The organism is Rummeliibacillus sp. JY-2-4R (assembly GCF_053847205.1).
Genome location: NZ_CM132623.1, coordinates 3,898,222 through 3,909,993, shown reverse-complemented (window position 1 = coordinate 3,909,993; position 11,772 = coordinate 3,898,222). Strand labels below are relative to the sequence as shown.

The 11,772-nt window shown below is 38.7% G+C and carries 24 protein-coding genes; all 24 read left to right on the top strand.

Features of this window, described 5'->3' with window-relative positions; genetic code table 11:
* Positions 1 to 19: 19 nt before the first annotated feature.
* The 24 genes from rpsS to rplQ all read left to right on the top strand — a co-directional run bounded on the left by rpsS (position 20) and on the right by rplQ (position 11,453).
* The gene (gene rpsS / locus ACWV26_RS19300; protein WP_455896274.1) at positions 20 to 301 is read left to right on the top strand and encodes a 30S ribosomal protein S19; all 282 of its coding nucleotides are present in this window, start codon (positions 20 to 22) and stop codon (positions 299 to 301) included.
* A gap of 21 nt (positions 302 to 322) precedes the next feature.
* Positions 323 to 667 carry a 50S ribosomal protein L22 gene (gene rplV, locus ACWV26_RS19295; protein ID WP_455896273.1) on the top strand — a complete coding sequence of 115 codons (345 nt, stop codon included), beginning with the start codon at positions 323 to 325 and terminating at the stop codon, positions 665 to 667.
* Positions 668 to 670: 3 nt separating this feature from the next.
* Entirely contained in the window at positions 671 to 1,327 is a 657-nt protein-coding gene (rpsC, locus tag ACWV26_RS19290; RefSeq protein ID WP_455896272.1) for a 30S ribosomal protein S3, read from the top strand.
* A gap of 1 nt (position 1,328) precedes the next feature.
* Positions 1,329 to 1,763 carry a 50S ribosomal protein L16 gene (rplP, locus tag ACWV26_RS19285; RefSeq protein ID WP_455896271.1) on the top strand — a complete coding sequence of 145 codons (435 nt, stop codon included), beginning with the start codon at positions 1,329 to 1,331 and terminating at the stop codon, positions 1,761 to 1,763.
* Complete coding sequence (gene rpmC, locus ACWV26_RS19280) at positions 1,753 to 1,953, top strand: 50S ribosomal protein L29 (protein WP_066790908.1); 201 nt, start codon at positions 1,753 to 1,755, stop codon at positions 1,951 to 1,953. The genes rplP and rpmC overlap by 11 nt, the downstream gene beginning before the upstream one ends.
* A 20-nt stretch (positions 1,954 to 1,973) precedes the next feature.
* Positions 1,974 to 2,237, top strand: coding sequence for a 30S ribosomal protein S17 (gene rpsQ / locus ACWV26_RS19275; protein ID WP_455896270.1), 264 nt, complete (start codon positions 1,974 to 1,976; stop codon positions 2,235 to 2,237).
* Between the two features lie 39 nt (positions 2,238 to 2,276).
* Positions 2,277 to 2,645 (top strand): 50S ribosomal protein L14, encoded by a 369-nt coding sequence (gene rplN, locus ACWV26_RS19270; protein ID WP_397536571.1) that lies wholly within the window; start codon positions 2,277 to 2,279, stop codon positions 2,643 to 2,645.
* 35 nt (positions 2,646 to 2,680) lie between these two features.
* A complete protein-coding gene (rplX, locus tag ACWV26_RS19265; RefSeq protein ID WP_455896269.1) occupies positions 2,681 to 2,992 on the top strand; it encodes a 50S ribosomal protein L24 in 312 nt (103 codons plus the stop codon).
* Between the two features lie 26 nt (positions 2,993 to 3,018).
* Complete coding sequence (gene rplE / locus ACWV26_RS19260) at positions 3,019 to 3,558, top strand: 50S ribosomal protein L5 (protein WP_455896268.1); 540 nt, start codon at positions 3,019 to 3,021, stop codon at positions 3,556 to 3,558.
* Positions 3,559 to 3,576: 18 nt separating this feature from the next.
* On the top strand, positions 3,577 to 3,762 hold the full coding sequence (locus ACWV26_RS19255) for a type Z 30S ribosomal protein S14 (protein WP_068450148.1): 186 nt from the start codon (positions 3,577 to 3,579) through the stop codon (positions 3,760 to 3,762).
* 30 nt (positions 3,763 to 3,792) lie between these two features.
* Positions 3,793 to 4,191: a 30S ribosomal protein S8 gene (rpsH, locus tag ACWV26_RS19250; protein ID WP_102693556.1), complete on the top strand. Its 399-nt coding sequence runs from the start codon at positions 3,793 to 3,795 to the stop codon at positions 4,189 to 4,191.
* 31 nt (positions 4,192 to 4,222) lie between these two features.
* Positions 4,223 to 4,762, top strand: a complete 540-nt coding sequence (gene rplF / locus ACWV26_RS19245) for a 50S ribosomal protein L6 (RefSeq protein ID WP_455896267.1) — start codon at positions 4,223 to 4,225, stop codon at positions 4,760 to 4,762.
* Between the two features lie 33 nt (positions 4,763 to 4,795).
* Complete coding sequence (gene rplR, locus ACWV26_RS19240) at positions 4,796 to 5,155, top strand: 50S ribosomal protein L18 (protein WP_455896266.1); 360 nt, start codon at positions 4,796 to 4,798, stop codon at positions 5,153 to 5,155.
* A 21-nt stretch (positions 5,156 to 5,176) separates the two neighbouring features.
* Positions 5,177 to 5,680: a 30S ribosomal protein S5 gene (gene rpsE / locus ACWV26_RS19235; protein ID WP_455896265.1), complete on the top strand. Its 504-nt coding sequence runs from the start codon at positions 5,177 to 5,179 to the stop codon at positions 5,678 to 5,680.
* Positions 5,681 to 5,694: 14 nt separating this feature from the next.
* Positions 5,695 to 5,877: a 50S ribosomal protein L30 gene (gene rpmD, locus ACWV26_RS19230; RefSeq protein WP_455896264.1), complete on the top strand. Its 183-nt coding sequence runs from the start codon at positions 5,695 to 5,697 to the stop codon at positions 5,875 to 5,877.
* A gap of 32 nt (positions 5,878 to 5,909) precedes the next feature.
* On the top strand, positions 5,910 to 6,350 hold the full coding sequence (gene rplO / locus ACWV26_RS19225; protein ID WP_455896263.1) for a 50S ribosomal protein L15: 441 nt from the start codon (positions 5,910 to 5,912) through the stop codon (positions 6,348 to 6,350).
* Positions 6,350 to 7,636 carry a preprotein translocase subunit SecY gene (gene secY, locus ACWV26_RS19220; RefSeq protein WP_455896262.1) on the top strand — a complete coding sequence of 429 codons (1,287 nt, stop codon included), beginning with the start codon at positions 6,350 to 6,352 and terminating at the stop codon, positions 7,634 to 7,636. The genes rplO and secY overlap by 1 nt, the downstream gene beginning before the upstream one ends.
* Before the next feature lie 66 nt (positions 7,637 to 7,702).
* Positions 7,703 to 8,356 carry an adenylate kinase gene (locus tag ACWV26_RS19215; protein ID WP_455896261.1) on the top strand — a complete coding sequence of 218 codons (654 nt, stop codon included), beginning with the start codon at positions 7,703 to 7,705 and terminating at the stop codon, positions 8,354 to 8,356.
* Positions 8,357 to 8,769: 413 nt separating this feature from the next.
* Positions 8,770 to 8,988 carry a translation initiation factor IF-1 gene (gene infA, locus ACWV26_RS19210; RefSeq protein WP_455896260.1) on the top strand — a complete coding sequence of 73 codons (219 nt, stop codon included), beginning with the start codon at positions 8,770 to 8,772 and terminating at the stop codon, positions 8,986 to 8,988.
* Positions 8,989 to 9,025: 37 nt separating this feature from the next.
* Complete coding sequence (gene rpmJ, locus ACWV26_RS19205) at positions 9,026 to 9,139, top strand: 50S ribosomal protein L36 (RefSeq protein WP_000868344.1); 114 nt, start codon at positions 9,026 to 9,028, stop codon at positions 9,137 to 9,139.
* A gap of 23 nt (positions 9,140 to 9,162) precedes the next feature.
* On the top strand, positions 9,163 to 9,528 hold the full coding sequence (gene rpsM, locus ACWV26_RS19200) for a 30S ribosomal protein S13 (protein WP_455896259.1): 366 nt from the start codon (positions 9,163 to 9,165) through the stop codon (positions 9,526 to 9,528).
* Between the two features lie 25 nt (positions 9,529 to 9,553).
* Complete coding sequence (gene rpsK, locus ACWV26_RS19195) at positions 9,554 to 9,943, top strand: 30S ribosomal protein S11 (RefSeq protein ID WP_455896258.1); 390 nt, start codon at positions 9,554 to 9,556, stop codon at positions 9,941 to 9,943.
* 133 nt (positions 9,944 to 10,076) lie between these two features.
* A complete protein-coding gene (locus ACWV26_RS19190; RefSeq protein ID WP_455896257.1) occupies positions 10,077 to 11,021 on the top strand; it encodes a DNA-directed RNA polymerase subunit alpha in 945 nt (314 codons plus the stop codon).
* A 51-nt stretch (positions 11,022 to 11,072) separates the two neighbouring features.
* Positions 11,073 to 11,453 carry a 50S ribosomal protein L17 gene (rplQ, locus tag ACWV26_RS19185; protein WP_455896256.1) on the top strand — a complete coding sequence of 127 codons (381 nt, stop codon included), beginning with the start codon at positions 11,073 to 11,075 and terminating at the stop codon, positions 11,451 to 11,453.
* Positions 11,454 to 11,772 lie beyond the last annotated feature (319 nt).

The following is an 11,772-nucleotide window of genomic DNA, read 5'->3' as shown; positions in this document are numbered from 1 at the left end:
CACGGAGGGAGGTTCCAAAATGGGTCGTAGCTTGAAAAAAGGACCTTTTGTTGATGAACACTTAATGAAAAAAGTGGAAGTTCAACAAGATTCAGAAAAAAAACAAGTGATCAAAACTTGGTCTCGCCGCTCTACAATCTTCCCGAACTTTATCGGTCAAACAATCGCTGTATATGATGGACGTAAACACGTTCCAGTATACGTGACTGAAGATATGGTAGGTCATAAACTAGGCGAATTTGCACCAACTCGTACTTTCAAAGGTCATGGTGCAGATGATAAGAAAACTTCAGTACGCTAATTTGAGGGGAGGTAAATCCTGATGCAACAAGCTAAAGCTATTGCTCGCACAGTTCGAATTGCTCCTCGTAAAGTCCGCTTAGTAGTTGATTTAATCCGAGGCAAGCAAGTTGGCGAAGCAGTTGCGATTTTACGTCACACTCCAAAAGCAGCATCTCCTGTTGTTGAAAAAGTGCTAAAATCTGCAGTTGCTAACGCTGAACACAATTATGATTTAGACGTTAACAATTTAGTAATTTCAGAAGTATTCGTTGACGAAGGTCCAACGTTGAAACGTTTCCGTCCACGTGCTCAAGGACGTGCAAGCGCAATTAATAAACGTACAAGCCACATTACATTAGTGGTATCTGAGAAGAAGGAGGGATAATACGTGGGACAAAAAGTACATCCAATAGGATTACGTGTCGGTGTCATTCGTGACTGGGAATCTAGATGGTACGCAGAAAAAGACTATGCTACATTACTTCACGAAGACATTAAAGTTCGTAAATTCATCGAAACTAGTTTAAAAGAAGCATCGGTTTCTAAAGTTGAAATCGAACGTGCTGCAAATAAAGTAAACATTACAATTAGCACTGCGAAACCAGGTATGGTTATCGGTAAAGGCGGTACTGAAGTTGAATCACTTCGTAAAAGCCTTAACGAAATGACTGGCAAACGCGTACACATCAATATCGTTGAAATCAAACGTGCTGATCTTGATGCAAAATTGGTAGCTGAAAACATTGCTCGCCAATTAGAAAACCGTGTATCATTCCGTCGTGCACAAAAACAAGCAATTCAACGTACAATTCGTGCAGGTGCTCAAGGTATTAAAACTCAGGTATCTGGCCGTCTTGGTGGCGCTGATATCGCTCGTGCTGAACACTACAGCGAAGGAACTGTTCCGCTTCATACTCTTCGTGCTGACATTGATTATGCTCATGCAGAAGCTGACACAACTTATGGTAAATTAGGTGTTAAAGTATGGATCTATCGCGGTGAAGTCCTTCCAGTTAAGAAGAACTCTGAGGAAGGAGGCAAATAATATGTTATTGCCAAAACGCGTTAAATACCGTCGTGTACACCGTGGCAAAATGCGTGGTGAAGCTAAAGGCGGTACAGAAGTTGTATTCGGTGAATATGGTTTACAATCACTAGAAGCTAGTTGGATTACTAACCGTCAAATCGAAGCTGCTCGTATTGCTATGACTCGTTATACAAAACGTGGCGGTAAAGTTTGGATTAAAATTTTCCCTCACAAACCATACACTAAAAAGCCTCTTGAAGTACGTATGGGTTCCGGGAAAGGTGCTCCTGAAGGTTGGGTAGCCGTAGTTAAACCAGGTAGAATTATGTTTGAAATCGGTGGCGTTTCAGAAGAGATTGCTCGTGAAGCACTTCGTTTAGCATCACATAAATTGCCTGTTAAATGTAAGATTGTTAAACGTGAAGAAATTGGTGGTGAATCTAATGAAAGCTAATGAAATCCGTGAACTTACAACTGCAGAAATCGAAGTTAAAGTAAAATCACTGAAAGAAGAGCTTTTTAACCTTCGCTTCCAATTGGCGACTGGTCAATTAGAAAACACAGCTCGCATTCGTGAAGTACGAAAAGCGATCGCGCGAATGAAAACTGTGATTCGCGAAAGAGAAATCAGTGCAAATAACTGATAAAGAGGAGGTTTGCAAGCATGACTGAGCGTAACCAACGCAAAGTTTACACAGGCCGCGTAGTTTCAGATAAAATGGACAAAACAGTCACTGTTTTAGTTGAAACTTACAAAAAGCATTCGCTTTATGGTAAACGTGTAAAATACTCTAAAAAGTTCAAAGCGCATGATGAAAACAACACAGCAAAAGTTGGAGATATCGTACGCATTATGGAAACTCGTCCGCTATCAGCTACTAAACGTTTCCGTTTAGTTGAAGTTGTAGAAAAAGCGGTTATTATCTAATATATTTCGGAATTCATAGTCCGAAGGGAGGTAACCTAAGTGATTCAACAAGAAAGTCGTTTGAAAGTTGCCGACAACTCAGGTGCGAAAGAAGTTCTAACTATTAAAGTTCTTGGTGGTTCTGGTCGTAAAACAGCTAACATTGGTGATGTGATCGTTTGTACAGTAAAGAAAGCAACACCAGGTGGCGTTGTCAAGAAGGGCGAAGTAGTTAAAGCTGTTATCGTTCGTACAAAAAGCGGTGTTCGTCGTAAAGACGGTACTTACATCAAATTTGATGAAAACGCATGTGTAATCATTAAAGATGATAAATCACCACGCGGAACACGTATTTTCGGACCAGTTGCACGTGAGTTACGTGACAACAGTTTCATGAAAATCGTTTCATTAGCTCCGGAAGTTCTTTAATTACATGAAAGTGCCAATCAAGGAGGTGCGACAGAATGCACGTTAAAAAAGGCGACAAAGTAATGGTTATTACAGGAAAAGATAAAGGCAAAACAGGAGTAATCCTTGCAGCTTTCCCTAAAAAAGACCGTGTTTTAGTTGAAGGTGTTAACATCGTTAAAAAACATGTAAAACCTAACCAACTTAATCCACAAGGAGGAATTGTCAGCCAAGAGGCAGCAATTCACGTATCGAACGTAATGCTTATCGATCCTAAATCTGGCGAGCCGACTCGCGTAGGTTTTAAAGAAGAAAATGGCAAAAAAGTTCGTGTAGCAAAAAAATCAGGTACAGTTATCGATAAATAAGTTTAAATTAGAAGGGAGGTACAAACATGAACCGCCTAAAAGAAAAGTATGTAAACGAAGTTTCTAAATCTCTTATGAGTAAATTTGGTTATACTTCAACTATGCAAGTACCAAAAGTTGAAAAAATCGTTGTCAACATGGGTGTTGGTGACGCAGTTCAAAACTCAAAAGTTCTTGACGCTGCTGTTGAAGAACTTACATTAATTACTGGTCAAAAACCAGTTGTTACTAAAGCTAAGAAATCTATCGCTGGCTTCCGTCTTCGTGAAGGTATGCCAATCGGTGCAAAAGTTACACTACGTGGTGAACGTATGTATGACTTCTTGGATAAATTAATTTCAATTTCACTTCCTCGTGTACGTGACTTCCACGGTGTTTCTAAAAAAGCATTTGATGGTCGCGGTAACTACACACTTGGTGTGAAAGAACAATTAATCTTCCCTGAAATCGACTATGATAAAGTTTCAAAAGTACGCGGTATGGATATCGTTATCGTTACTACTGCGAACTCAGATGAAGAAGCTCGCGAGTTGTTAACACAATTCGGTATGCCATTCCAAAAATAATATAGGGAGGCTAAGAACGTGGCTAAAAAATCAATGATCATTAAACAACAACGTGGCTCTAAGTTTAAAGTTCAAGAATATACTCGTTGTGAACGCTGTGGTCGTCCACACTCTGTATATCGTAAATTTAAACTTTGCCGTATTTGTTTCCGTGAACTTGCTTACAAGGGACAAATTCCTGGCGTTAAAAAAGCCAGCTGGTAATCCCCTAATTTGGGAAGGAGGTAAATTGTAATGACTATGACAGATCCAATTGCAGATATGCTTACACGCATTCGTAATGCTAACATGGTCCGTCACGAAAAATTAGAGCTTCCAGCTTCTAATATCAAAAAAGAAATCGCTGAAATTCTTAAGCGTGAAGGTTTCATTCGTGACGTTGAATATGTTGAAGATGACAAACAAGGTATTATCCGTATCTTCTTAAAATACGGTCAAAATAACGAACGCGTTATTACAGGTTTAAAACGTATTTCTAAACCAGGTTTACGTGTTTACGCTAAAACTAATGAAGTGCCTAAAGTATTGAACGGTCTAGGTATCGCTTTAGTATCTACTTCACAAGGTTTATTAACTGATAAAGAAGCTCGCGCTAAAAAAGTTGGCGGCGAAGTTCTAGCATACGTTTGGTAATTAGCAACAAAAGAATGGAGGTGCAACATTAATGTCTCGTATAGGTAAAAAACCGATCGAGGTGCCTGCAGGTGTTACAGTTACAATTGATGCTGATAACGTAGCAACTGTAAAAGGACCAAAAGGCGAATTAGTTCGTGCTTTTAACAAAGATATTAAAATCGAACAAGAAGGTAATGTTATTACTTTAACTCGTCCTTCTGAATCTAAAGAACACAAAACAAACCACGGTACAACTCGTGCTTTACTTGCTAACATGGTAACAGGTGTTTCTGAAGGATTCGCTAAATCATTAGAACTTGTTGGGGTTGGTTATCGTGCTCAATTACAAGGTAAAAAACTTGTATTGAACGTTGGTTACTCTCATCCAGTTGAATTCACACCAGAAGATGGTTTAGAAGTTGAAGTACCTTCTAACACTAAAGTTATTGTTAAAGGTATTTCAAAGGAAAAAGTTGGAGCTCTAGCTTCAAACATCCGTGACGTACGTCCTCCAGAACCTTATAAAGGTAAAGGGATTCGTTACGAAGGCGAACACGTTCGTCGTAAAGAAGGTAAAACAGGTAAATAATGCTGCATAAGCATTAGAAAGGAGTGACCCTTTGTGATTACGAAACAAGATAAAAATCAAGTTCGTAAAAAACGTCATGCTCGCGTACGTGCTAAAATTACTGGTACTACACAACGTCCTCGTTTAAATGTATACCGCTCAAATAAACACATTTACGCTCAAATCATCGACGATACTCAAGGCGTAACACTTGCTTCAGCTTCAACTATGGATAAAGATTTTGAAGGTACTGCAAGCAATGTGGAAGCTGCTATAAAAATTGGTGAAACAATCGCTAAACGTGCTGTAGAAAAAAATATTAAAGCAATCGTATTTGACCGTGGTGGTTACTTATATCATGGACGCGTAAAAGCTTTAGCTGATGCTGCTCGCGAAAACGGTTTGGAATTTTAATAAGAAGGAGGTACACTTTTCATGGGTCTTAATATTGACGCAAACAAACTAGAACTTGAAGAACGCGTTGTTACAATCAACCGCGTTGCTAAAGTTGTAAAAGGTGGACGTCGTTTCCGCTTCACTGCATTAGTTGTAGTTGGAGATCGTAATGGCCATGTTGGTTTTGGTACTGGTAAAGCTCAAGAAGTACCTGATGCTATTCGCAAAGCTGTTGAAGATGCAAAGAAAAACCTAATCGAAGTTCCACGTGTAGGTGGTACTACACCACACTTAGTAATCGGAAACTTTGGTGCAGGCCATATCATGATTAAACCTGCTGCTCCTGGTACAGGTGTTATCGCTGGTGGTCCAGTACGTGCCGTACTAGAACTTGCTGGTATTTCTGATATTCTTTCTAAATCTTTAGGTTCAAACACACCAATCAACATGGTGCGTGCAACTATTAAAGGTTTATCTGAACTAAAACAAGCCGAACAAGTTGCAAAACTTCGTGGTAAAACAGTAGAAGAATTATTAGGTTAAGGGAGGGAAATAATATGTCAAACAAACTAGAAATTACCCTCACTAAAAGTATAATTGGTGCTAAACCAGCGCAACGTAAAACTATTGAAGCATTAGGTTTACGTAAATTAAATCAAACTGTTGAACATGCTGATAATGTGGCAATTCGCGGTGCGATCAATAAAGTTGCTCATTTAGTAACAGTTACTGAAAAATAATTTAAAATCTATTAACAAGGAGGTGCCATCTAATGAAACTTCATGAGTTAGAACCAGCTACTGGTTCACGTAAAGAACGTAACCGTGTAGGTCGTGGTATTGCGACTGGTAACGGTAAAACTTCTGGTAGAGGTCATAAAGGTCAAAATTCACGTTCAGGCGGCGGTGTTCGTCCTGGATTTGAAGGTGGTCAAAACCCTTTATTCCGTCGTTTACCAAAACGTGGATTTACAAACATTAACCGCAAAGAATACGCTATCGTAAACCTTGACGTGTTAAATCGTTTTGAAGAAGGCACAGAAATTACACCAGCTTTACTTGTAGAAACTGGTGTAGTGGGTAATGAAAAAGCAGGTATCAAAGTTCTTGGAAATGGTTCTCTTGATAAAAAGCTTTCAGTAAAAGCTCATAAATTCTCTGCGTCTGCAAAAGAAGCAATTGAAAATGCCGGCGGAAACATTGAGGTGATCTAATGTTCCGAACAATCGCTAACTTTATGCGTGTGAGAGATATTAGAAATAAAATCATTTTCACCCTTTTGATGTTGGTGATTTTCCGTATAGGATCATTTATTCCGGTACCAAATGTAGATGCTCAAGTATTACAACAAACTGATCAATATAGTTTGGTTGGTTTCTTGAATACTTTTGGCGGTGGAGCTCTTAAGAACTTCTCTATTTTTGCGATGGGGATTATGCCTTACATTACTGCTTCAATCATTGTTCAACTATTACAAATGGATGTTGTAAAAAGGTTCACTGAGTGGTCTAAACAAGGTGAAGTTGGTCGACGTAAAATCGCCCAATTTACTCGATACTTTGCAATAATCCTTGCTTTTATTCAATCAATCGCTATGTCTTACGGTTTTAACCGTATGTACGGCGGTTCATTGATTAAAGAAGAAGGAGTAATGACGTATCTTACAATTGCAATCGTGTTAACTGCAGGTACAGCATTTTTACTTTGGTTAGGTGAACAGATTACAGATAAAGGTGTAGGAAATGGTATTTCCGTTATTATCTTCGCAGGTATCGTTGCTGCATTACCAAATACAGTGAACCAAATTTATGCTCAACAGTTTGAAAATGCTGGTGAACAATTGTTTATCAACATTATTACTCTTGTAGTGATTGTATTAGCAGCACTTGCTATTGTAGTTGGTGTTATTTACTTCCAACAAGCAAATCGTAAAATTCCAATTCAATATGCTAAAGGCTCTGGTGCGCAACGTGGAGCACAACAATCTCATCTTCCTTTGAAAGTTAACTCTGCCGGGGTTATTCCAGTAATCTTTGCTGTTGCATTTTTAGTAACACCAAGAACGATTGCTACTTTCTTTGAAGATAACAATATTACTCGATTTATCGAAAGAACGTTCGATTATTCTCAACCTATTGGGATGATCATCTATGTAGCGTTAATTGTAGCGTTTACTTACTTCTATGCGTTTGTTCAAGTAAATCCAGAAAAAGTTGCTGATAATCTGAAAAAGCAAGGTGCATATATTCCAGGTATTCGTCCAGGTAAAAGCACTCAAGATTATTTAACATCTGTTTTATATCGCTTAACATTTGCAGGTGCTATTTTCTTGTCAGTAGTGGCGGTTCTACCAATCTTGTTTATCAATATTGCGAATCTACCATCTTCTGCACAAATTGGCGGTACTAGTTTGCTAATCGTAGTTAGTGTTGCACTAGAAACGATGAAACAATTAGAATCACAACTTGTAAAACGGCACTACAAAGGCTTCATGAAATAAAGGTTGGTTTTTTGGAACGGTTTTCGTTCCTAAAAACCATCATACTAATATTTGGGGGCACACCGTATGAATATCGTTTTAATGGGTTTGCCTGGTGCTGGTAAAGGTACTCAAGCAGACAAAATTGTTGAGAAGTACGACATCCCTCATATTTCTACAGGCGATATGTTCCGTGCAGCAATTAAAAACGGTACGGAATTAGGGCTTAAAGCTAAATCGTTTATGGATCAAGGTGCTCTAGTGCCTGACGAAGTAACGATTGGTATTGTTCGCGAACGTTTAAGCCAACCTGATTGTAATCAAGGATTCTTACTAGATGGTTTCCCACGAACTACTGCTCAAGCTGAAGCGTTAGATGGAATTCTATCAGATCTAGGCAAAAAAGTAGAGTACGTAATAAACATTGAAGTAGAGCAAGAAGAATTGATTAAACGTTTAACAGGTCGTCGTATCTGTAAAGTATGTGGCTCTTCTTATCATTTAGTTTTCAATCCTCCTAAAGAGGAAGGAAAATGTGATAAAGATGGAGGAGAACTTTATCAAAGAGCAGACGATAATCCGGAAACGGTTAATAACCGTCTGGAAGTAAATATCAAGCAATCTCAACCATTACTTGATTTTTATAGCAATAAAAATGTTTTAACTAACATTAATGGTCAGCAAGATATCGAAGATGTATTTGCTGATGTTGATGCTCTATTAAAAGGCAACCGCAACTAATACTCGTGAACGGCGCACATGTCTGCAACCGCGAGAGTATGTGGTAGCATAGCGGAAAGTTATTTTCGAGAGCTGCAAAAGCATATTGTACCCTGTCTATTCCAGATGAATAATTTGTATCTTGGTACTTTTATCTTGATGCAATCTTTATTCTGAAAGGGTATAATGGGTTTCGTGGAAAAGTATCTGTGTGAACGGGTATGCAGGATCTCATCCAGGTAGCCGGGGATCGTGTGAGAAATTGTTTATCCTTGCACATTATCTTGGATCGAGAAGCGAAGCCTGATGAGCGTCTTTCGAACATCTCTCATACAATCCAAAAATATGTTTGAGGCGACAAGCAAAACTTGCAGCAAATTCCGATAGAATTTGACAATAATTCCTGAATAGCATATAGAAGGGAGACAGGGTCGATGGCGAAAGACGATGTAATTGAAATCGAAGGCACAGTTGTTGAGACTTTGCCAAACGCGATGTTTAAGGTAGAATTAGAAAATGGTCATTCAGTTCTTGCTCATGTTTCGGGCAAAATTCGTATGCACTTTATTCGCATCTTACCTGGAGATAAGGTAACAATTGAGTTATCTCCATATGACTTAACTCGCGGTCGTATCACATACCGTTTTAAATAATCTTTTGCACTCCGGACCACTAAGGAGGTTAGGTTAGATGAAAGTGAGACCATCTGTGAAACCGATCTGCGAAAAATGTAAAGTTATTCGCCGACGCGGTAAAGTAATGGTAATCTGTGAAAATCCTAAACACAAACAAAAACAAGGATAATTTTAAGGAGGTGCACATCGTATATGGCACGTATTGCTGGTGTTGACATTCCACGCGAAAAACGCGTTGTAATTTCATTAACATACATTTACGGTATCGGTAACACTACAGCTAAGAAAGTTCTTGCTGACGCTGGTGTTTCTGAAGATACTCGAGTTCGTGATTTAACTGAAGACGAACTAAACAAAATCCGTGAACAATTAGATAAATACAAAGTTGAAGGTGATCTTCGTCGAGAAATTTCACTTAACATTAAACGTCTAATGGAAATCGGTTCATTCCGCGGTATCCGTCACCGTCGTGGCTTACCAGTTCGTGGACAAAATTCTAAAAACAATGCGCGTACGCGTAAAGGTCCTCGTAAAACTGTAGCTAACAAGAAAAAATAATAAGTAAAGGAGGTTTCTTCTTAACATGGCACGTAAACAACAATCTCGTAAACGTCGTGTGAAAAAAAATATCGAATCAGGTATTGCACACATCCGTTCTACATTTAATAATACAATTGTAACCATCACTGATATGCAAGGTAATGCTGTTTCTTGGTCTTCTGCAGGTGCACTAGGTTTCAAAGGTTCTCGTAAATCTACACCTTTTGCTGCGCAAATGGCTGCTGAAACTGCTGCTAAAGCATCTTTAGAACATGGTTTAAAAACTTTAGAAGTAACTGTTAAAGGTCCTGGTGCTGGCCGTGAAGCTGCTATCCGTGCACTTCAAGCTGCTGGTTTAGAAGTTACAGCTATCAAAGACGTAACTCCAGTTCCTCATAATGGTTGCCGCCCACCAAAACGTCGTCGTGTATAATATTTGCAACTCTTTGTAGTATTGAGTACACTTTTTATACACAAATAGTATTTAAAATCTTTAAGATTGATTGACATTCGATTTTATTGGAAATAATACCATATATTCGATGTTTTGAAGGAGGGTAAATTGAATGATCGAAATTGAAAAACCAAAGATTGAAACCGTTGAGATCAGCAATGATTTAAAATACGGCAAATTTGTTGTAGAACCACTTGAACGTGGGTATGGCACTACTTTGGGTAATTCACTACGTCGTATCCTTCTGTCTTCTTTACCAGGAGCTGCTGTTACCTCAATCCAAATTGACGGCGTACTACACGAATTCTCTACTATTGAAGGCGTTGTAGAAGATGTTGCTTCAATTATTTTGAACATTAAAAAGTTAGCTTTAAAAATCTACTCTGACGAAGAAAAAGTCATTGAAATTGATTTTAAAGGTGACGGGGTAGTAACTGCTGCTGATATTACACATGACAGTGACGTAGAAGTATTAAACCCAGATCTATACATTGCAACAGTTGCTAAAAATGGTCATCTTCGTATGCGTATGTATGCACAACGTGGACGTGGATATACTTCAGCTGATCAAAACAAACGTGAGGATCTTCCTATCGGCGTGATCCCGATCGACTCTATTTACACTCCAGTTTCACGCGTCAACTACACAGTTGAAAATACTCGTGTTGGACAATCTTCTGACTACGATAAACTTTCACTTGATGTGTGGACAGATGGCAGCATCGGTCCAAAAGAGGCGATTTCGCTCGGAGCTAAGATTTTAACCGAGCACTTAAATATCTTCGTTGGTTTAACTGATGAGGCAAAAACTGCTGAAATCATGGTTGAAAAAGAAGAAGATCAAAAAGAAAAAGTTTTAGAGATGACTATCGAAGAACTAGATCTTTCTGTTCGTTCTTACAACTGCCTAAAACGTGCAGGCATCAATACTGTTCTTGAACTTGCTAACAAGTCTGAAGACGATATGATGAAAGTTCGTAACTTAGGTCGTAAATCATTAGAAGAAGTAAAAGCGAAGTTAGAAGAGCTTGGTTTAGGGTTACGAGAAGAAGACTAAGCGACTTTATAATATGTATGATCAGTAATTGAACGAAGGAGGGAAATATCCATGGGTTACAGAAAACTTGGACGTACAAGTTCTCAACGTAAAGCGATGTTACGTGATTTAGCTACAGATCTAATCATCAACGAACGCATCGAAACAACAGAAACTCGTGCGAAAGAATTACGCTCAGTAGTTGAAAAAATGATTACTCTAGGTAAACGCGGTGACTTACACGCTCGTCGTCAAGCAGCTGCATTTATCCGTCATGAAGTAGCAACTTCAACTGATGCTGAAGGTAATGAAACTGTAGTTTTTGCACTACAAAAGTTATTTGATGATGTAGCACCACGCTACGCTGACCGTCAAGGCGGTTATACTCGCATTATGAAAATGGGACCTCGCCGTGGTGACGGTGCGCCTGTAGTTGTAATTGAATTAGTTTAATTATAACGATGCGAAGAGAGGGTGTACTTGTTCACAATAATTTGAACTTACACCCTCTTTTTTTCAAAAACTAGTGATTTATACGACAAATTTAAAAGCTGAGCGTTATGATGAGCAGACATAAGTGCTGTCTCGTTTAGCTCTACGCACCCCATTCACGTTAAAGGTCTGAGCAACCTTTGAACGGGAGATATCCAATTTGCGCATTTCTCTGAATGGGGTGCGCGCTTTTTTATTTATTTTAAGAATAATTTTTTATTTTCGACTTTTGTCATTATTGACGAAGTCGTATTTTTTTAACAAAAGTATTTCCAACTAG

Excerpts from the sequence above, each read along its gene's own strand:
- rpmC (WP_066790908.1), top strand. The coding sequence starts at position 1,753 with ATGAAAGCTAATGAAATCCGTGAACTTACAACTGCAGAAATCGAAGTT.
- rplF (WP_455896267.1), top strand. The coding sequence starts at position 4,223 with ATGTCTCGTATAGGTAAAAAACCGATCGAGGTGCCTGCAGGTGTTACA.
- rplV (WP_455896273.1), top strand. The coding sequence starts at position 323 with ATGCAACAAGCTAAAGCTATTGCTCGCACAGTTCGAATTGCTCCTCGT.
- rpsQ (WP_455896270.1), top strand. The coding sequence starts at position 1,974 with ATGACTGAGCGTAACCAACGCAAAGTTTACACAGGCCGCGTAGTTTCA.
- rpmD (WP_455896264.1), top strand. The coding sequence starts at position 5,695 with ATGTCAAACAAACTAGAAATTACCCTCACTAAAAGTATAATTGGTGCT.
- rplX (WP_455896269.1), top strand. The coding sequence starts at position 2,681 with ATGCACGTTAAAAAAGGCGACAAAGTAATGGTTATTACAGGAAAAGAT.
- rpsK (WP_455896258.1), top strand. The coding sequence starts at position 9,554 with ATGGCACGTAAACAACAATCTCGTAAACGTCGTGTGAAAAAAAATATC.
- rpsM (WP_455896259.1), top strand. The coding sequence starts at position 9,163 with ATGGCACGTATTGCTGGTGTTGACATTCCACGCGAAAAACGCGTTGTA.
- rplE (WP_455896268.1), top strand. The coding sequence starts at position 3,019 with ATGAACCGCCTAAAAGAAAAGTATGTAAACGAAGTTTCTAAATCTCTT.
- rpsE (WP_455896265.1), top strand. The coding sequence starts at position 5,177 with ATGGGTCTTAATATTGACGCAAACAAACTAGAACTTGAAGAACGCGTT.
- rpmJ (WP_000868344.1), top strand. The coding sequence starts at position 9,026 with ATGAAAGTGAGACCATCTGTGAAACCGATCTGCGAAAAATGTAAAGTT.
- rpsH (WP_102693556.1), top strand. The coding sequence starts at position 3,793 with ATGACTATGACAGATCCAATTGCAGATATGCTTACACGCATTCGTAAT.
- secY (WP_455896262.1), top strand. The coding sequence starts at position 6,350 with ATGTTCCGAACAATCGCTAACTTTATGCGTGTGAGAGATATTAGAAAT.
- rpsS (WP_455896274.1), top strand. The coding sequence starts at position 20 with ATGGGTCGTAGCTTGAAAAAAGGACCTTTTGTTGATGAACACTTAATG.
- rplP (WP_455896271.1), top strand. The coding sequence starts at position 1,329 with ATGTTATTGCCAAAACGCGTTAAATACCGTCGTGTACACCGTGGCAAA.
- infA (WP_455896260.1), top strand. The coding sequence starts at position 8,770 with ATGGCGAAAGACGATGTAATTGAAATCGAAGGCACAGTTGTTGAGACT.
- ACWV26_RS19215 (WP_455896261.1), top strand. The coding sequence starts at position 7,703 with ATGAATATCGTTTTAATGGGTTTGCCTGGTGCTGGTAAAGGTACTCAA.
- rplO (WP_455896263.1), top strand. The coding sequence starts at position 5,910 with ATGAAACTTCATGAGTTAGAACCAGCTACTGGTTCACGTAAAGAACGT.
- rplQ (WP_455896256.1), top strand. The coding sequence starts at position 11,073 with ATGGGTTACAGAAAACTTGGACGTACAAGTTCTCAACGTAAAGCGATG.
- ACWV26_RS19190 (WP_455896257.1), top strand. The coding sequence starts at position 10,077 with ATGATCGAAATTGAAAAACCAAAGATTGAAACCGTTGAGATCAGCAAT.